The sequence below is a fragment of the Rhodanobacter sp. OK091 genome (assembly GCF_900142825.1).
Classification (GTDB): Bacteria; Pseudomonadota; Gammaproteobacteria; order Xanthomonadales; family Rhodanobacteraceae; genus Rhodanobacter.
Genome location: NZ_FRCH01000002.1, coordinates 134,595 through 152,255 on the forward strand (window position 1 = coordinate 134,595; position 17,661 = coordinate 152,255).

General features: G+C 64.5%; 18 protein-coding genes. 8 read left to right on the plus strand and 10 right to left on the minus strand.

What is annotated here, in order from left to right:
• Nucleotides 1-2 precede the first annotated feature (2 nt).
• Both BUA26_RS10155 and BUA26_RS10160 read right to left on the minus strand, forming a co-directional pair.
• Nucleotides 3-836 carry a CPBP family intramembrane glutamic endopeptidase gene (locus tag BUA26_RS10155; RefSeq protein WP_072760444.1) on the minus strand — a complete coding sequence of 278 codons (834 nt, stop codon included), beginning with the start codon at nucleotides 834-836 and terminating at the stop codon, nucleotides 3-5.
• A gap of 113 nt (nucleotides 837-949) precedes the next feature.
• Nucleotides 950-1,342 carry an MAPEG family protein gene (locus tag BUA26_RS10160; RefSeq protein ID WP_072760446.1) on the minus strand — a complete coding sequence of 131 codons (393 nt, stop codon included), beginning with the start codon at nucleotides 1,340-1,342 and terminating at the stop codon, nucleotides 950-952.
• Between the two features lie 119 nt (nucleotides 1,343-1,461).
• Between BUA26_RS10160 and BUA26_RS10165 the strand changes: the two genes are divergently transcribed.
• A complete protein-coding gene (locus BUA26_RS10165) occupies nucleotides 1,462-2,328 on the plus strand; it encodes a KPN_02809 family neutral zinc metallopeptidase (RefSeq protein ID WP_072760448.1) in 867 nt (288 codons plus the stop codon).
• A gap of 102 nt (nucleotides 2,329-2,430) precedes the next feature.
• Nucleotides 2,431-2,814 (plus strand): YkgJ family cysteine cluster protein, encoded by a 384-nt coding sequence (locus tag BUA26_RS10170; protein ID WP_072761524.1) that lies wholly within the window; start codon nucleotides 2,431-2,433, stop codon nucleotides 2,812-2,814.
• A 3-nt stretch (nucleotides 2,815-2,817) separates the two neighbouring features.
• Here BUA26_RS10170 and BUA26_RS10175 read toward each other — a convergent pair whose 3' ends face one another.
• Nucleotides 2,818-3,609, minus strand: coding sequence for an anti-sigma factor family protein (locus BUA26_RS10175; RefSeq protein ID WP_072760450.1), 792 nt, complete (start codon nucleotides 3,607-3,609; stop codon nucleotides 2,818-2,820).
• Entirely contained in the window at nucleotides 3,599-4,168 is a 570-nt protein-coding gene (locus BUA26_RS10180; RefSeq protein WP_072760452.1) for a sigma-70 family RNA polymerase sigma factor, read from the minus strand. Before BUA26_RS10180 ends, BUA26_RS10175 begins: the two co-directional genes overlap by 11 nt.
• 162 nt (nucleotides 4,169-4,330) lie before the next feature.
• Here BUA26_RS10180 and BUA26_RS10185 point away from each other — a divergent pair, with 162 nt between their 5' ends.
• Both BUA26_RS10185 and BUA26_RS10190 read left to right on the plus strand, forming a co-directional pair.
• The gene (locus tag BUA26_RS10185; protein ID WP_072761527.1) at nucleotides 4,331-5,272 is read left to right on the plus strand and encodes a metallophosphoesterase family protein; all 942 of its coding nucleotides are present in this window, start codon (nucleotides 4,331-4,333) and stop codon (nucleotides 5,270-5,272) included.
• Nucleotides 5,269-5,661 (plus strand): cupredoxin domain-containing protein, encoded by a 393-nt coding sequence (locus tag BUA26_RS10190; RefSeq protein ID WP_255368269.1) that lies wholly within the window; start codon nucleotides 5,269-5,271, stop codon nucleotides 5,659-5,661. Before BUA26_RS10185 ends, BUA26_RS10190 begins: the two co-directional genes overlap by 4 nt.
• On the opposite strand, the gene BUA26_RS10195 is transcribed toward BUA26_RS10190, so the two are convergent.
• A complete protein-coding gene (locus tag BUA26_RS10195; protein ID WP_072761526.1) occupies nucleotides 5,648-6,472 on the minus strand; it encodes a DODA-type extradiol aromatic ring-opening family dioxygenase in 825 nt (274 codons plus the stop codon). The genes BUA26_RS10190 and BUA26_RS10195 overlap by 14 nt on opposite strands.
• A gap of 142 nt (nucleotides 6,473-6,614) precedes the next feature.
• Complete coding sequence (locus tag BUA26_RS10200) at nucleotides 6,615-8,561, minus strand: DEAD/DEAH box helicase (protein WP_072760454.1); 1,947 nt, start codon at nucleotides 8,559-8,561, stop codon at nucleotides 6,615-6,617.
• Nucleotides 8,562-8,707: 146 nt separating this feature from the next.
• Here BUA26_RS10200 and fghA point away from each other — a divergent pair, with 146 nt between their 5' ends.
• Complete coding sequence (fghA, locus tag BUA26_RS10205; RefSeq protein WP_072760456.1) at nucleotides 8,708-9,556, plus strand: S-formylglutathione hydrolase; 849 nt, start codon at nucleotides 8,708-8,710, stop codon at nucleotides 9,554-9,556.
• Nucleotides 9,557-9,650: 94 nt separating this feature from the next.
• Here the strand turns inward: fghA and BUA26_RS10210 are convergent, their stop codons facing one another.
• Both BUA26_RS10210 and BUA26_RS10215 read right to left on the minus strand, forming a co-directional pair.
• Nucleotides 9,651-10,976, minus strand: a complete 1,326-nt coding sequence (locus tag BUA26_RS10210) for a DEAD/DEAH box helicase (RefSeq protein WP_072760458.1) — start codon at nucleotides 10,974-10,976, stop codon at nucleotides 9,651-9,653.
• A gap of 167 nt (nucleotides 10,977-11,143) precedes the next feature.
• Nucleotides 11,144-11,800, minus strand: coding sequence for a class I SAM-dependent methyltransferase (locus tag BUA26_RS10215; protein ID WP_072760460.1), 657 nt, complete (start codon nucleotides 11,798-11,800; stop codon nucleotides 11,144-11,146).
• A gap of 140 nt (nucleotides 11,801-11,940) precedes the next feature.
• Here BUA26_RS10215 and BUA26_RS10220 point away from each other — a divergent pair, with 140 nt between their 5' ends.
• Entirely contained in the window at nucleotides 11,941-13,173 is a 1,233-nt protein-coding gene (locus BUA26_RS10220) for an MFS transporter (RefSeq protein WP_072760462.1), read from the plus strand.
• A 66-nt stretch (nucleotides 13,174-13,239) separates the two neighbouring features.
• Nucleotides 13,240-13,725: an FKBP-type peptidyl-prolyl cis-trans isomerase gene (locus BUA26_RS10225; protein ID WP_072760464.1), complete on the plus strand. Its 486-nt coding sequence runs from the start codon at nucleotides 13,240-13,242 to the stop codon at nucleotides 13,723-13,725.
• A 123-nt stretch (nucleotides 13,726-13,848) separates the two neighbouring features.
• Here the strand turns inward: BUA26_RS10225 and BUA26_RS10230 are convergent, their stop codons facing one another.
• Together BUA26_RS10230 and BUA26_RS10235 are read right to left on the minus strand one after the other, a co-directional pair.
• Complete coding sequence (locus tag BUA26_RS10230; RefSeq protein WP_083572973.1) at nucleotides 13,849-14,424, minus strand: C40 family peptidase; 576 nt, start codon at nucleotides 14,422-14,424, stop codon at nucleotides 13,849-13,851.
• 255 nt (nucleotides 14,425-14,679) lie between these two features.
• Complete coding sequence (locus tag BUA26_RS10235; RefSeq protein ID WP_072760468.1) at nucleotides 14,680-16,125, minus strand: hypothetical protein; 1,446 nt, start codon at nucleotides 16,123-16,125, stop codon at nucleotides 14,680-14,682.
• Between the two features lie 185 nt (nucleotides 16,126-16,310).
• Here BUA26_RS10235 and gorA point away from each other — a divergent pair, with 185 nt between their 5' ends.
• Nucleotides 16,311-17,657 carry a glutathione-disulfide reductase gene (gorA, locus tag BUA26_RS10240; RefSeq protein WP_072760469.1) on the plus strand — a complete coding sequence of 449 codons (1,347 nt, stop codon included), beginning with the start codon at nucleotides 16,311-16,313 and terminating at the stop codon, nucleotides 17,655-17,657.
• Nucleotides 17,658-17,661: the final 4 nt, after the last annotated feature.

Consider the following 17,661-nt stretch of genomic DNA (forward strand, 5'->3'; position numbering starts at 1 on the left):
GCTCAGCCAGGCAGGTTGGTTGCCACGAACCAGCCCAGCACGGCCAGCAAGTTGTTGGCCCCATGCGCCACGACGGCAGGCCAGATCGAGCCCGAGCGCAGTCGCAACCAGGCCAGCACCAGCGCCAGCAAGGCCAGCCCGGGCAGCGCGTACCACTGATACTGCAGGCCCGGAAGATGGATCAGCGCGAACGCCAGCGCGCTGATCGTCACGGCCCAACCCGCATGCCAGCGCTGCAGCAACGCCGACAGCAGTACACCGCGGAACAACAGCTCCTCCACCAGCGGACCCACGCTGATCACCACGAGCACTAGCGGAATGCGCAGCCCCAGCGGGGTGTTGCCGCCCAGTTGCTGGATGTCCTGCGTCACCGTATGGCCGTGTGCCAGCCACTGGGTCAGCAGCGCGCCCACCAGTGGTGCAGCCAGTCCCGCCACCACCGCGAGGGCCAGGAACCGCAGGTTGCGTGGCTGCGCGAAACCGAAGCCTGGCGGCTGCCCCAGCGGCCACAGTTGCGGCCATTTCCGGCGTGCCAGCCACAGGGTCAGTGCTGCGGCGATAACGAGTGACAGCATGGCCAGCAGCGCCTGCATGGCAGGCTGTTCGAGTGTGACCGGAATCGCGTGATAGAAATCTTGCCCGGGATGACCGAAGACCGTCGACACGCTCACTGCCAATGCGAACAAGCTGCCGACCACCACCTGCAGCACGAAATAGGTGGCGATCATTCCCGCGGCGGCCCACAGGCCGGGCGTGCGTGCATGGACCAGCGGCACCGGCGGCGGTAGTGATCGTGCGGGAGGTGGCAGAGGGGCTTCGGTACAGATGACTTCCATGCGGAAACTATGCCTGACGGGTTGCGGGCGAGGAACAGGCGGGCGCCATCTGGGCGAGCCGATGGCAGCCTCTCACCGCGTGCCGGTGTCGAGCTTCTGCCCGAGGGTTGTCGTCAGCCGAGCAGCATGACGCGGCCGACGCCGATACAGGCCATCACCAGCGTTGCCGCCCAGCCCGTCAGGCCGACCATGAAGCCGGGTCCCCGGCTGCCCGCCTCTTTCAGGTAGGCCAGCGCGTACCACACGCGACCGACAAGCCAGATCAGTCCGGCTATACCGGCCCAGCCGCTGAAACCGTAGTTGGCCGCCAGCCACAGCGTGGGCAGGAACATCACCGTATTCTCCAGCGTGTTCATCTGCACCCGGTAGGCGCGCTCGAAAGCCGGGTCGCCACTGGTCGCCGGTGCCTTGATGCCGTACTTGCCGCGGGCGTGACTCACGGCCCACAGGGTGCCGAACAGCAGCAGCACGGTGAGCAGGGTAACCAGGGCAGGCAGATGGGTCATGGTGGATTCTCGTGGAGGGTCGCCTACTGTAGCCGCAGAGTCCGCTTGGCGTGATCCCGATCAAGGCGCTATCGTCGCCATGCGGCATCGGAGGCGGTGCATCAGTCAGCGAGGGGCGTATGGATTGGCAGAAAGGCGGCAGCAGCGAGAACGTCGAAGTCGACAGCGGCGATGGCGGCGGCGGTCCGCGTTTCGGCGGTGGCGGTGGCCGCATGGGCATTGGCGGCCTGATCGTGCTGGCGATCCTGGGCTGGATATTCTTCAAGAATCCGCTGGCCTTGCTCGATCAAGGCGGTGGCCAGTCCTACGCGCCGACGCAGACGAGCGCGCCGGCACAGGTCGACCCGCAGCAGAAAGCCTTCGTCAGCGCGATCCTGCATTCGACCGAGCAAACCTGGGGCGAAATTTTCCAGGCAAAGGGGGCGACCTACGTCGACCCCAAGCTGCACCTGTTCAGTGGCGGCGTGAACACGGCCTGCGGCGGCGCCACCACGGCGGTGGGCCCGTTCTACTGCCCGGGCGACCAGAAGGTGTACCTGGATGTGGCGTTCTTCCAGCAGTTGCAGGATGAGCTGCATTCTTCCGGCGATTTCGCCCGTGCCTACGTGATCGCGCACGAGGTCGGTCATCACGTGCAGAAGCTGACCGGCGTGTTCGACAAGGTTGACGCCGCGCGTCGCCGCGGCGCGCCCATGGACGGCGCCGATGGCCTGTCCGTACGGCAGGAGTTGCAGGCGGATTGCTATGCCGGCGTATGGGCCAACCACAGCCAGCAGGAGCTGAACTGGCTGCAACCGGGCGATATCGAGTCGGCGCTCAACGCCGCCAGCCATATCGGCGACGACACGCTGCAGCAGCAGGCGCAGGGGCGGGTACGTCCCGACACGTTCACCCACGGCACCTCGGCACAGCGGGTGAAATGGTTCAAGACCGGCTTCAGCAGCGGCGACATGGACCAGTGCAACACCTTCGCCGGCGACCTCTGAGCCGCGCCGGTTCGGCGAATACGCAAGGCCTGCTGTATGGTGGGCGTTGCACGTTCCGGAATCCTCCGGATGCGTGCCGCGGAGTGCGTCTTGGTCGATACCATGCAACATCCCTGTCTGCGCTGCGGTGCCTGCTGCGAGTTCTTTCGCGTAGGGCTCCACTGGTCGGAGGCCGAGGCCTCGCTAGGCGGATGCGTACCGCCGGAACTGACCGAAAAGCTCGATCCGCACCGCCTGTCGATGCGCGGTACCGATGCCGCGCAACCACGCTGTGTGGCATTGCAGGGAACCGTGGGCAAGGCGGCGCATTGCGGTATCTACGCGCGACGTCCGTCGGTATGCCGCGAAGTGCAGCCGTCATGGGAATTCGGAGTGATCAGCCCGCAATGCGACAAGGCTCGTCTCGCGCATGGGCTGCCGCTGCTGACGCCTGAGGACTGGCTCGAGCCATTCGATGCTGCCGGGCCGTTGTCGCAGATCGTCTGAGTGCTATGGCGGTGAGCGCGCGGTCGGTGTGCCGGCATCGTTCTGGAAGGCGAGCACAAACTGCTTCAGGTCGCCCGCGCTGACGTCGGAAACGGCGACGTAATGCATGCCCTCGGTTGCCCAGCGAATGACGGTGTAACCGTGGCGTTGCTCTTCGGATGACGCCGTTGCCGAAGCATCCGCCGGCCACTGGTAGAGGTTGATCACGTGCAGGTGCCGTTTGTAGATCAAGGCGGCGACACTGCGTCCGGCTATCGCATCGAGACGGCCACCGATCAGCGGGAACCCTTCACCGGTCAGGTCTTTCACCCGCGGCGAGAAATCGAGTTTGCCCTCGAACCATGGTTTCACCGTGTGCTGATCGGTCGACACCACGTCCATCAGGTGTTGCGCCTGCAGCGAACGGATATGGCTGGAGATGGCCTCGGCGACGACCGGATTGCCGCCTCCGCCATCCTGCCTCAAGCCAGCGATCCAGGCCGGACTGGTGAGCAGCAGCGCACCGGCAAACCCGGCGGCCATCGCGTAGGCGAGCGGCGCACGTCGGCGGCGGGGCGACGCTGGGGCAGCGCTCGCCGCGGGTTGTGCGGGGCTCCAGCGTTCACGCAGCGCATCCGGTGCGCGACGGTACAGCCCGGGTTGCGCCAGCGCCTTGCGCAGCCGGCCGTAGACGTCATAGCTGGCCGCGCATGCAGTGCAATCACGCAGGTGCTTGATCATGGTCGCGCTCTGCGCGGCGTCCAGTTCGTTGTCGAGATAAGCGTGTACCAGCAGCCGGGCGTCATCACACGTCATGGCGGCGTACCTCTTTGGGATGGTGGGCCAGTTCGGCTTTCAAGCGTTCGCGTGCGCGGGCGAGCCGGGACATGACCGTGCCGATTTTCTGTTCGGTGATCGCGGCGATCTCCTTGTAGGAACACTCTTCCAGCTCACGCAGCACGATCACTTCACGCAGGGGAGACGGGAGGCGTTCCAGCGCCAGCTGCAGCGTGCCGACGTCGACCGCGAGCAAGGTCAGGGTTTCCGGGGAAGGACCCCCATCGACGAGCGTGTGGGCGTCTTCATCAAGCGACTCGTGCAGGCTGCCTGGCGGGGTCTTCGTGCGCAGCGTGTAGAAAGTGTTCCGCACAATGGCGAGCAGCCAGACTCGCGCGTCGCTGCCGTGGAAGCTGTCGAAATAACGCAGTGCCCGCAGCATGGCTTCCTGCACCACATCTTGCGCATCCGCATTGTCGCGCGCGAGCCAGCGCGCGAGGTTGTAGGCCGCGTCGAGGCACGGCAGCACGAGCGCTTCGAAGCGTGCGCTGCGGACACTGTCCGGGTTTGGCGATATGACGTGCAGATCGGCGGGCATAAAGGGATTACCTCGGCTGACTCGACTTTATTCCCGCCGCGCAAAAGCGGGAATAGGCGATGCGGACGAGCGGTAATGCAAGGTGAAGGGTGGCTTGGGCATCGACGGCCGCCCAATTCCCGGAATGGTCGTTCGACCATTCGCCCCTGCGGAGTGTTCATCATGCAAGACAATCACGACAACGAAGCCGGCGGCCGCCGCCAATTCCTCAAATGCATGGCCTGGGCCGGTGCCGGCACGCTCTGGCTGATGAAAGGCGGCGTGCTGCACGCCCACGCGCTGGGTGAAGGCGCCAAGGCCGCCGCGACGGATGCCAGCTTCAGCTTTGCGCAGATCAGCGATTCCCACATCGGTTTTCACAAGGAGCCGAACATGGACGTGGTGGGTACGCTGCGCGCCTCGGTAGCGCTGGTCAACGCGCAGGCCGCCCGTCCGGATTTTCTGCTGCACACCGGCGATCTCACGCATCTGTCCAAGCCCGAAGAATTCGACACGCTGGCCGGTGTGATGCAGGAATCGCACACCCGCAAGGTGTTCTACGTGCCGGGCGAGCACGACGTGATCGGCGACAACGGCGCCGAGTTCTTCCGTCGTTTCGGCGAACGCCAGCAAGCCGGCGGCTGGTACAGCTTCGACCATCGCGGCGTGCACTTCGTCGGCTTGATCAACGTGCTCAATCTCAAGGCCGGCGGCCTGGGTTCGCTGGGGGCGGAGCAGCTGGCCTGGCTGAAAAAAGATCTCGCCGGGCTATCCGCCGAAACGCCTCTCGTGGTGTTTGCCCACATGCCGCTGTGGCCGCTGTATCCGTCGTGGGGCTGGGGTACGGACGATAGCGCCGAGGCCATGTCCTACCTGCGGCGGTTTGGCTCGGTCAGTGTGCTCAATGGCCATATCCACCAGATCCAGCAGAAGGTGGAAGGCAACATCACGTTCTACACGGCGCGCTCGACCGCTTATCCGCAGCCGGCACCGGGCGTCGGACCCGGGCCCGGACCCATGAAGGAGATAGCGCCCGGTGCGCTGCACCGTTATCTCGGCATACGCGATGTGCGCCATGTGCAGGGCAAGCAGGTGCTCGCCGTGACCGAGGAGGTGCTTTCATGAAGGCGATGGCCTATGGGATCGCGCGACCGCACGTGATGCGTCGGCGGTCATGCGCGCTGCTGTTGTCGGGATCGCTGTGCCTTGCCATGGGAGCGTCGCCTCCCGCCGGTGCAGCGAATGCGGCAGCTCCGAAAGCGCAGGCGCAGCAGATCGAGATACGCAACTTCGCCTTCGCGCCCAAGTCGCTGACGGTGCGGGCGGGTACCCGTGTGGTATGGACCAACCGGGACGAGGAACCGCACGTGATCACCAGTGCCGGTTCGCTGTTCGCTTCCTCGAAGGGGCTGGATACCAGCGACTCCTATGCCGTGACGTTTTCCAAACCGGGGACCTATGCCTACTACTGCTCGATCCACCCGATGATGGTCGGCACGATCATCGTGCAGTGAGCGGAGCGGTCGAACTGTCAGAGGTTCGGCCGTCGAAGCGGTAGATATCCATTGCCAGCAGACCCATGTCGATACCGGCGTCGATCCGTTGCGCCCGTGCGCTTGCACCCGCGGCGCCCAGTGCCACGAACAGAGGAAGCAGGTGTTCGTCAGTGGGATGTGCACGTTCGGCGAAGGGTGCCTGGCGGCGGTAGTCGAGCAGCGCCTCGATGTCGCCGGCGGCGAGCTTCTGCTCGATCCAGTCGATGAACGGCTTCACATACGGCGCCTGCCGTTCGTCGCTGTAACCGGCGCGGAGATCATGCAGGTTGTGGGTGATGCTGCCGGAACCGATCACCAGCACGCCTTCGTCGCGCAATGGCGCCAGCGCCTGGCCCAGCGCGTAATGATGCGCCGGGCCCAGCTCGGGCTGGATCGAGACCGGCACCACCGGAATGTCGGCGTCCGGATACAGCAGGCGCAGCGGCACCCACGCACCGTGGTCCAGCCCGCGCGTGGGGTCGGTGCCTGCAGCCAGCTTCGCCTGATCCAGCAGTTGCGCGACGCGTTCGGCCAATGCCGGCGAACCGGGTGCCGGGTAGCGCAGTTGGTAAAGCGCGGCGGGGAAGCCGCCGAAGTCGTGGATGGTTTCCGGTATGGCTGCACTACCAACCAGCGGCTTCCGCGACAGCCAATGGGCGCTCGCCATCACGATCGCCTTCGGTCGCGGCAACGCGGCGGCCAGCTCGGCCAGCCGCGCGCCAGTCAGGCCCGGGTGCAGCGCGGTCATCGGCGAACCGTGCGAGATGTACAAGCTGGGTAGAGTGGTCATGAGCATCGCTCCGTTGAAATCGGCACCGCCATGATGGGGGCGCGGCGGAGATTTGCAGAGGCTGTCGGCGGAAACGATGTGTTGCCACATCGCTGCCTGTCGCACCGCCGGCCTTCAAGGCAAGCGGTGCGATCCGGTGCGCTTACTTGCGGCGCGGCGGCTTGCCGCCACTGGGCCGCGGCTTGAATCCGCCGGGTTTCTTGAAACCACCAGGCTTGTGTGCCGGGGGGGCGCTGGTGCCGGTGTCGGTGCCGTCCCACTCGTGGATGCGCAACTGCTGCTGCACCACCCACACTTTCTTCAGGTGCTCGAACACTTCCGCCGGCATGCCATCGGGCAGGTCGATCAGGCTGTAGTGGTCGCGGATGCTGAGGCGGCCGATGAACTGGCTTTCCAGCCCGGCCTCGTTGGCGATCGCGCCCACGATATTGCCCGGCTTCACGCCGTGCTCGTGGCCGACCTCGATGCGGTAGGTGCGCTTGCCTTCCTCGGTGGCGTGCGCGCGCACCGGGCGATGGGCGAAGTCGCGCGGCGAAGCCTGCTCGTGCCCGGCACGCTCGTGCGCGGCATGCTCTCGAGAGGCATGTTCGCGCGGCCGCTGTTCATGCGGTCTGGACTCGCGCGGAGCATGGCTGGCTGCGCTTGTTTCACGCCCGCTAGGCGGGCGTCGCTCGCTGCTGGTGCGTTCGCGCGGGGCCGCGCGGTCGACGCGTTCACGCGAGGCGGGTTCGTACTTTTCGCGCTTCGGCGGCGGCGCCAGCAGCAGCGGCTGATCGCCTTGCGCGATGCGCGCGAGTGCGGCGGCAATCTCCACCGCCGGCACGTTGTGCTCCTGCTCGTACTGCTCGATCAGTTGCTGGAACTGGCCGAGCTCGCCCTGCGCCAGCATGTCGCTGATGCGTTGCTTGAACTTGCCGATGCGCACGTCGTTGACCACCTCGACCGACGGCAGTTGCATCTGTTCGATCGGCTGGCGGGTGGCGCGCTCGATCGCGTTCAGCATGCCGCGCTCGCGCGGGCTGACGAACAGGATTGCGTCACCGGCGCGGCCAGCGCGACCCGTGCGGCCGATGCGATGCACGTAGCTCTCGGTGTCGTAAGGGATGTCGTAGTTCAGCACGTGGCTGATGCGCTCCACGTCGAGGCCACGTGCGGCCACGTCGGTGGCGACCAGGATGTCGAGCTTGCCGTCCTTCAGCTGCTGGATCACCCGCTCGCGCTGCGGCTGGGCGATGTCGCCGTTGATCGCAGCAGCGGCCAGGCCACGCGCCTGCAGCTTGCCGGCCAGTTCCTCGGTAGCCTGCTTGGTGCGCGCGAAGATGATCATCGCGTCGAACGGCTCGGCTTCCAGGATGCGCGTCATCGCATCGAGCTTGTGCATGCCGCTGACGAACCAGTAGCGCTGGCGGATGTTCGGCGCGGTGCTGGTGGAAGTCTTGATGGTGACTTCGACCGGGTCCTTCAGATGGCGCTGCGCGATCTTGCGGATCACGCTTGGCATGGTCGCCGAAAACAGCGCGACCTGGCGTTGCGGCGGCGTCGCCTGCAGCACCTTCTCGACGTCGTCGATGAAGCCCATGCGCAGCATTTCGTCGGCTTCGTCGAGCACCAGGTATTTCAGCTCGGACAGATCCAGCGTGCCCTTGTCCATGTGGTCGATCACGCGGCCGGGCGTACCGACGACGACATGCACGCCGCGCTTGAGCGAATGCAACTGCGGGCCGTAGCTCTGGCCGCCGTAGATCGGCAACACCTGGAAGCCGGGAATGTGCGCGGCGTAGCGCTGGAACGCCTCGGCGACCTGAATCGCCAACTCGCGTGTGGGCGCCAGCACCAGCGCCTGCGGCTTGCCGGCGCGCGGACTGATCCGCGACAGGATCGGCAGCGCGAACGCGGCGGTCTTGCCGGTACCGGTCTGCGCCTGGCCGAGCACGTCGCGGCCTTCCAGCAAGGGTGGGATCGTGGCGGCCTGGATCGGCGAGGGCGATTCATAGCCGACGTCGGCCAGTACGCGCAGAACGTCAGGGTGCAGCGCGAGTGCGCCAAAGCCGGACGGAACCGGGGCGTTGTCGGAAACGGGGGAAGACATGGGGGTACCTCAAAACAAAGAGCGGCGCCGGGAATGCGGTGCGCAAGTCGTGCATTCTATCAGTCTCCGCGCTTGCGCGTCGCCACGCTCGCTGAACGCGTGCTCGGGCGGTGCGCCGTTATGCTTCGAAGCGGTTGATGACGAGGATGAGCATGCTCGAAACGATTTCCGAACAGCGCCTGCACGGCGGCGTGCAGGGGTTTTACCGGCATCAGTCGGAAGCTTGTGCCGGGCCGATGCGCTTTGCCGTGTATCAGCCGCCGCAAGCCGTGCAGCAGGCGTGTCCGGTACTGTATTTCCTGGCCGGACTCACCTGTACCGAAGAGACGGCGACGATCAAGGCCGGGGCGCAGCGGCTGGCGGCCGAGCTGGGCCTGGTGCTGGTGATGCCCGATACCAGCCCGCGCAATACCGGTATCGACGGCGCCACCGGCGACTGGGAATTCGGCGAAGGCGCAGGCTTCTATGTCGACGCCAGTGCCGCGCCATGGTCGGCGCATTTCCGCATGCGCAGCTACGTGGCCGATGAGTTGCCGGCGTTGATCGCCGCGCACTTTCCGGCAGATGTCGAACGCAGCGGCATCTGTGGTCATTCCATGGGCGGCCACGGTGCGCTGACCATCGCATTGACGCATCCGACGCGCTATCGCTCGGTGTCGGCGTTCGCACCGATCGTGGCACCCAGCGAGGTGCCTTGGGGCAGGAAGGCATTGCCGCGTTATCTCGGCGCCGACCCGAAAGCGTGGGCCGGCTACGATGCCAGCGAGCTAGTGCGCAGGCAGACCTTTCCCGGCGTGATCCTGATCGATCAGGGTGAAGCCGACCCGTTCCTCGACACCCAGCTGAAACCCGAGCTGTTCGACCAGGCCTGTGCCGAAGCGGGGCAGGGCTTGTTGCTGCGTCGGCACGCCGGTTATGACCACAGTTACTGGTTCATCGCCAGCTTCATCGACGACCACTTGCGTCATCACGCCGGGGCGTTGGGTCTGTTGTGAGCGTCTGGGCCGGGCCGCGAACCGCACGTACCGGTTTCCCATACGAATGTGGCGGCCCGAGGGCCGCCACATTCGGTGTCACTCGAGCGATCGCTCAGGCCTTGGCGGCCGGGCGTGGATTCGAGCGACGGCGCTGATTGCCGGCGGCGTGATCGCTACGGCCTTGCGGCGCATAACCATTCGGGCGGGCCGAACCGGACGTCTTGCCCTGGCGTGGCTGGCGTTGCGGTGCACGCTGTTGCGGGCGCTGCACCGGGCGCGGCGCGCCGGCATCCAGCCTCAGCGGGGTGGACGGCTCGTAACCGGTCACGTTGTTGATCGCGATGTCCTGGCTGAGCAGCTTGCGGATGTCGCGCAGCAAGCCGGATTCGTCGTGGCTGACCAGCGACACCGCCAGGCCTTCCATGCCGGCGCGACCGGTGCGGCCGATGCGGTGCACGTAGTCCTCGGCGACCATCGGCAGGTCGAAGTTGATCACGATCGGCAACTGCTCGATGTCGATGCCGCGGGCAGCGATGTCGGTGGCCACCAGCACGGTGACGCGGCTGCTCTTGAAGTCGCTGAGCGCGCGGGTGCGTGCATTCTGGCTCTTGTTGCCGTGGATGGCGGCGGTGCGCAGGCCGGAGGCGTTGAGGAAGGTCACCAGCTTGTCGGCGCCATGCTTGGTGCGGCTGAACACCAACGACTGCCGACGGCTGTCCGCCGACAGCAGATGCAGCAGCAGATCGCGCTTGCGCGAAGCATCGACCGGGTGCACCTGATGGCTGACCAAAGTCGCGACCGCGTTCGGCGTCGAGACCGAGATCTCGCGCGGGTTGTGCATGAACTCCATCGCCAGCGTCTTGATCGCCGGTGCGAAGGTGGCGGAGAACAGCAGGGTCTGCCGCTTCTTCGGCAACGCGACCAGGATGCGCTTCAGTGCGGGCAGGAAGCCCATGTCGAGCATGCGGTCGGCCTCGTCCAGCACCAGCGTTTCCACGGCGGACAGGTCCAGCGTGCGCTGCTGCATGTGGTCCATCAGCCGGCCGGGGGTGGCGATGACGATGTCCACGCCGCGGCGCAGAGCATTGATCTGCGGGCCCATGCTTACGCCGCCGAAGATGGTGGTGGCGCTGACCTGCATGTGCTTGCCATAGTCGCGCAGGTTTTCGTGCACCTGGGCGGCGAGCTCGCGGGTCGGGGTCAGCACCAGCGCGCGCGGACGGCGGGTCATGGTCTGGCCGCTGGTGGACAGTTTCTGCAGCAACGGCAGCGCGAACGCGGCGGTCTTGCCGGTGCCGGTCTGGGCGGCGGCGAGCAGATCCTGACCTGCCAGCGCCGGCGGAATCGCGGCGGACTGGATCGGGGTAGGCTGGGTGTAGCCGTAATCGGCAAGCGCACGCAGCAACGCGGGCGCAAGGCCCAGCGAATCAAAAGACATGTAACACTCCTGAGCAACCCGGAGTGTTCATACCGTGTTGCGGACTTGGGGGAAGAGGGCGGCAGTGTGCCGCAGCAGTCAGAGCGACTGCGCCGGCAAGTATAGACTATCCATTGATGCCGTGCTTGCCCGATGGTCGCCAAACTGAATGGGGCGGCAAAAACCGCTTAGTGATGCGGCCGTGCCACGATCAGATAACTGTTGAACGGGGTATAGCCACGCAGCGGTTCGATGCGCACATCGAGCCCAGCGTTTTCCAATGGCGCGCGCAATTCATCGGCAGTCGGATAGTGCTGCGCCCCACCGGGAATCCAGCCGGACACGCGCAGGAAAAACTCCTCGATCCGAGTCGCGTGGAAACGCCAGTTCGGTTCGTACAACACGTTGCGGATGATCAGGCAGCCTTGCGGTGCCAGATGACGGATGGCCGCCTGCAATAGCGCGGGCTGACGTTCGGCAGGCAGATAGTGCAGCACGTCGAGCAGGGCGATGTGACCGTGCATCGGCGGAAGGTCGGCCACGTCGGCGTGCCGCAGGCCCATCACGGCGTCGAGCCCGGCACGCCGCACGGCAATCCGTCCAGCAGCGATCTTGCGCGGGTCGTGATCGAGTCCGAGATACGGCTGCCCATGTCCCTGTGCGTGCAGATACTGCCCGAGCAGCCCGATGCCACAGCCGATGTCGAGCAAGGGCAGTCGACTGCCGGCAATCAGCTTCGTGGTAGCCGCATAGACCGGGTCGCTGGCCAGCTTGCTTCTGATGTAACAGCGCTGCAGGTGGTTGTCATACAGGCTGATGATGCGATGTCGGGTGCGGCGATCCATTCAGGGCTTCCCCAGGTCCCGGCCTTGGGCTGTTGTTGCAGCCTAGGTCATCGAGTGCGCGCGTGTCATGCATCGCTGCCGCGCATTCCAGTCATCCCCAGCATACGATAGCGGCCATCTACCGATTCGAGGAACTCCCGATGTCGCTGGTTGCGCCCCTGCGTGAACTCGATGCCACCCAGCGTCACACCGTGCTGGCAAGTTTCCTCGGCTGGACGCTGGATGCGTTCGACTACTTCCTGCTGACTTTCGTCATCGTCACGGTGTCGAAAGAGTTCGAGGTGGGTACGGCGCAAATCACCTACGCGCTGTTCCTGACTCTCGCCGCGCGGCCGCTGGGCGCGTTGTTGTTCGGGCGACTGGCCGATCGTTTCGGACGACGGCCCATCCTGATGCTCGACGTGATCCTGTTTTCGATGTTCGAACTGGCCACTGCGTTCTCGACGTCGCTCACGATGCTGCTGGTGCTGCGTTTCCTGTTCGGCGTGGCGATGGGGGGTGAATGGGGCATCGGTGCATCGCTGGCGATGGAGTCGATACCGGCAAAGGCCCGCGGTGCGGTTTCCGGTTTGCTGCAGAGCGGCTATCCGTGCGGCTTCTTTCTCGCGGCGCTGGCGAACTGGCTGCTGGTCGACCACATCGGTTGGCGCGGGCTGTTCGTGGTTGGCGCGGCGCCGGCTTTGCTGGTGCTGTACATCCGGCGCAAGGTGCCGGAGTCGGCGGTATGGCAAGAGGGACAGCGGGCATCGAAGCGGCCCGGCCTGTTCGAGGCCATGCGCGGGCAGTGGAAGCTGGCCGTCTATCTGATGCTGTTGATGATGGCGTTCAACATGTTCAGCCACGGCTCGCAGGACATGTATCACACCTTCGAGGAAACCAACCTGCACTTGCCCACCGGCTCGGCAACGGCCTTCATGCTGGTGGCGCTGCTGAATCTCGGCGCCCTGACCGGCGGTCTTTATTTCGGCGCGCTGTCGGAGCGGATCGGGCGGCGCAAGGCGATGATGATCGCCGCGTTGCTGGCGATACCGGTGATTCCTCTGTGGATGTATGGCGGCTCGCTGATCCTGCTGGGCCTCGGCGCGTTTCTGATCCAGGTGATGGTGCAAGGTGCCTGGGGCGTCGTGCCGACCCATCTGAACGAGTTGTCGCCGGCAGCAGTGCGCGGCACCTTGCCGGGGTTTGCCTATCAGATGGGCAACCTGCTGGCGGCGGTCACCGCTACGGCGCAGACCTGGCTGGCTCAGCGGCATGGTGGCGATTTCGCGTTCGCGATGTCGCTGTGGATGGTGCTGGTGGCCTTGTTGCTGGCTGTACTGCTATGGCTTGGGCCGGAGGCGCGCGGCGTGGGTTTTGGTCACGCAGAGTCATGACGCGCAGCTGGCCGCTTGTCGGCTGCTGCTAGAATCCATTGTTTGATCCCATCGACGAGACACGCAATGAAGGCTGGCAAGGACAAGGTCATCGCGATCCACTACACGCTGACGGTGGACGGTGAAAAGGTTGAGAGCTCGCACGACCACGACGAGCAACTGTGGATCCTGCTGGGCCATGGCCAGCTGATTCCGGGTCTGGAAACGGCGCTAGAAGGCCACGAAGCCGGCGATACGCTATCAGTGGATGTGGCCGCTGCCGATGGTTACGGCGAGCGCCAGGAAGGTCAGGTCCAGCGCATGTCGAAGAAGTATTTTCCGAACGCCAGCCGGCTCAAGCCGGGCATGGTCACCGTGCTGAAGCTGAAGGACGGCGGCCAGCGCGCCGTGACGGTGCACAAGGTCGGTATGAGCGCGATCGATGTGGATCTGAACCACCCGATGGCCGGCAAGACCTTGCATTTCGACGTGGCCCTCGGCGAAGTGCGCGATGCCACCGAAGAGGAAATCCAGCACGGCCACGCGCATGCGCCGGGTGCCGATGCGCATTGAAAGTCCGTTTCAATGAAGTAAAACCACAACGGCGCCCACGGCGCCGTTGTTCGTTAGATCCTTCTCCCCCTCTGAGGAGAAGGTTGGAATGAGGGGCCAATCTCGCCCGGTACTTGATTACCCTCAGTCCAGCAACCGCTTCCCATAAGCAAAATGGCCGCCCCAGTACGGCCCGTCGATATCGTCCAGTCGCACGGTGCCGCCACTGTTCGGCGCATGCACGAAACGGCCCTTGCCGACATATACGCCGACATGGCTGATCGCGCCGTCGATGTCGAAGAACACCAGATCGCCACTGGCCAGTTGGGTCATCCGGCGCACCTTTTGGCCGTCCATGACAGCCATGTCACGCGAAGTGCGCGGCAGCTCGATGCGGGCAGCGGTGCGATAGATGTAGTCGACCAGGCCGCTGCAGTCGAAGCCGCCAGCCGGAGTGTTGCCACCCCAGCGGTACGGCGTGCCGACCAAACCGATCGCGCGAAACAGGATGTCGTTCGCCGCACCGGCGCTGGCGGCCGAAGGTGCGCGTGGCGGCAGATCGGCCAAGGCCGAGTGCGAGGTCGTGAAGGTGGGCTGGCGGCGATGCGGACTGCTGGCGCAGGCGGCCAGCAGCAGAACCAAAGTGGCGAGCAACAGTTGGCGCGCAGCACGCGGAGGCCATGCTTTGGACGTGTATCGAGCTGCGGAGCCCCTACGCATGCGATAACCTCGGCTTGAGTCGAGTCGAGGTTATCAAATCAATGGTTTGGATGGAAGTTCTCAGGGATTGGATGAGATACGCGGCCGAGGCTGGGTCTAGACACAAGCACAAGCGGCACGGGCCGAGGCCGGCCTGGTCGAGTTTGCAGATGTCACAGCATGGGAGCTGGCAGGCGACAGCTTTGCAATACCTCGACCATGCTTTTGCGTGCTCACCGCACCCACGCACTGCAAGTGCTGCGAAAGTCGATCAGGTCAGCGTATCGCCGCCTGGATGACGTGCTCGTTCAAGGTGACGTTATTGGCATCGACGGTGCGCAACCGGTATTCGCCTGGACGCAGATAGAGCGTGTTCCGCGCATCCTTTTGTAGGAAGAGATAACGATCGGCGGTAACGGCGTCGTCGGACTCTCCCGCGTAACGCGCCTCGACCAGGCAAGGGAATTTCCCTGCACAGAATTCAGTGTCGACAGGTACGGGTACGCGTTTTCCACCAAGGGTGAGCCAGTCAGGCCGATGTCCCTTATTGGCCGGCGGCAGCACGGCATGGTTCTCGCCATCAATGGAAAGTTGGAGCGGACCTTGCGAATAGCTGGAGGGCACGGAATTGGCTGGAGGGAGGATGACGTTGAGGTCGTACAAGCCTGGTCTGGCGCTCCACGGGGTATGGTCGGAAGTCTGCACGAGCACGATGGCGTGCTCGGGGTGGAATGTGGAAATGATCCGATCGTAAGCGTCCACGGTGGGCTTCTGCGGAGTATCGCCAGGGCCTGCCCCATCGAGCCGTGGCTGCACACGTGGCAAAAGCGATTCGTACTTCCTCAGGTCATGCTTGAACTGGTAGTAGATATCCGTCTCGCTTTCGGGATTTTCTTCCCGTACATCTGTCTGGTCGATGGAGAGTGGCGTGATTCCACTGAGTTCGCGCAGTTGCATCGCCATGGGTTTCACTGGGCCGAGCCTGCCGCGTTCCTTGTCGATATGCGCGTAGCCTGCGTGGATAAACATCTTGGCCTTGGGATCCTTGGTAAGCACGCGTTCGTACAGGTTTCTGGCTTGTCCATCTTCACGATCCTGCGTCGTCCTGCCAGCAGAATCGTATGGCACGACGACGTAGCCCAGTTTGATGGCTTGGCGCACGATATCGCCGTAAAGCGGCTCGTGGAGGTATTCGCTGCCACTGGATCTGACTGGATAACCGCGCTTCATCAGCGAAATGTCCCGTTCATCGAGGGCCTCCGCTGCAAAGTATGTGAATCCCAAGGTACGCAAGCGCGGTAGCAGCGCCAGGGTCAGTTCGCGCGTATGCGCATCATGATGGGCCTCATTCACCAGCACGATACGACGATCGCGGGCCAGTGCAGTGATGGTGTCCAGCGCATCTGCAGCTTGCCAGGACGCTGCTTCGGGCAGAGCCAGCTTTTCAGGTGGGCGGCTGCGCAGCGGGAAATCGCGGACTGCCTCGCTGTAGAGGCCCAACTCATCTTCGCTGGATGCCAGCAGTTGTTGAGCCACGAGCTTGTCCGGGTCAGACAGCTCCGGCATGGCTTCGATGAAGTAACGATACCGGGGCAGTTCATGGGTTAGCGGCTGCAGGTCGGCGAACAGATCCCGCTGTACTTTTTGCGCGGCATGCGCCTCGATGCAGGTAGCCGCAAGCGCCAGCACGATCCACCTGATGGTAAACAAGCGCTGGCGCATGACCTGTACCCCATGCCTTTGATTTGGCGTAAGACTAGATTTGCTTGGGCTGCTGCGCAAGAGGTGTCGTGCATGGTTACAAACACAGGTGGATGCCGCGCGCGATGGCGTGCTGGCTCCGGATATGGCGTGATTTACAGAATGCCCACGGTCCTGGATTCCGGTAAACCTTCAAAGGTGCTTCGATGACACCCAACCCAGATCTGATCGTGCTTGGCGCCGGTTCCGGTGGCCTTGCAACCGCTTTTCGTGCCGCGCAGCACGGCGTCAAAGTCGCCTTGCTCGATCCGGGCGCGCTGGGCGGTACTTGTGTGCATCGCGGCTGCGTGCCGAAGAAGGCGTTGTGGTTTGCCGCGCAGTGGGCACAGGCTCAACAGTTTGCCGTCGACGTGGGTTTTGCGTCGGGTCCGGGTCCGCTGGACTGGGAGCGCTTTCGTCAGGTGCGACAGCGCTATATCGATGCCATCGACCAAAGCTACGCGCGGCGCCTCAAGGAGGATGGTGTGCAGTTGATCCGTCAGGCGGGCCGTTTTATCGCTGCCGATACCATTGAATTGACCGATGGCAGCCAGCTGCAGGCGGCGCAGATCGTGATTGCGACCGGCGCACGTCCGCGCACGCTGGCGTTGCCCGGTTTCGGACTGGGCATGGTTTCCGATGATGTCTTTACGCTGCAGTCGTTGCCGCGTCGTTTGGCGATCGTGGGTGGCGGCTATGTGACGGCAGAGTTTGCCGGTTTGCTGCAAGCACTAGGCAGCGATGTGGAGGTGCTGGCACACGAGCGCCTGCTGGAAGGTTTCGATGCGGAACTGGTGCGGGCATTGCAGGAGTTGATGGAGGCGCAAGGCGTACGGGTCAATCTGCAAAGTGCCGTACGGGCGGCACATCGCGGGGCCGATGGCCTACGGCTCGATGATGCGGTGGCCGGTTCGCGGGGTCCCTATGACGCGGTGTTGTGGGCGGTCGGGCGCGTGCCCAACAGCGAGGCGCTGGGGCTAGCTTCGATCGGCGTGGCAACCGACGAGCGTGGCCACGTGCTGACCGACGCCAAGCAGGATACCAACGTGAAAGGTGTCCATGCGGTTGGCGACGTTACCGTTCGCAAGGCGCTGACGCCGGTAGCTGTTGCCGCCGGCCGGCGACTGGCGGATCGGTTGTTCGGCGGTCAACCGGGCGCGCAGCTGGATTACGAGAATATTCCCAGCGTGGTGTTTTCCAAGCCGCCGCTGGGCATGGTCGGACTGACCGAAGAGGCTGCCCGGAAACAACATGGGGACGCGGTCATCGTCTACCGCACCCGGTTTACGCCGATGCAGTGGGCATTGACCGGCATACATGGTCAGAGCCTGATGAAGCTGGTCTGCGTGGGCAACGATGAGCGCGTTGTCGGCATCCATGTGCTGGGCCCAGGTGCCGACGAAATGTTGCAAGGCTTTGCGGTGGCGCTGAAACTCGGCCTGCGCAAGTGCGATCTGGATGCGACGGTGGCGATCCATCCCAGTTCGGCCGAAGAACTCGTGCTGATGGGCTGAGTAC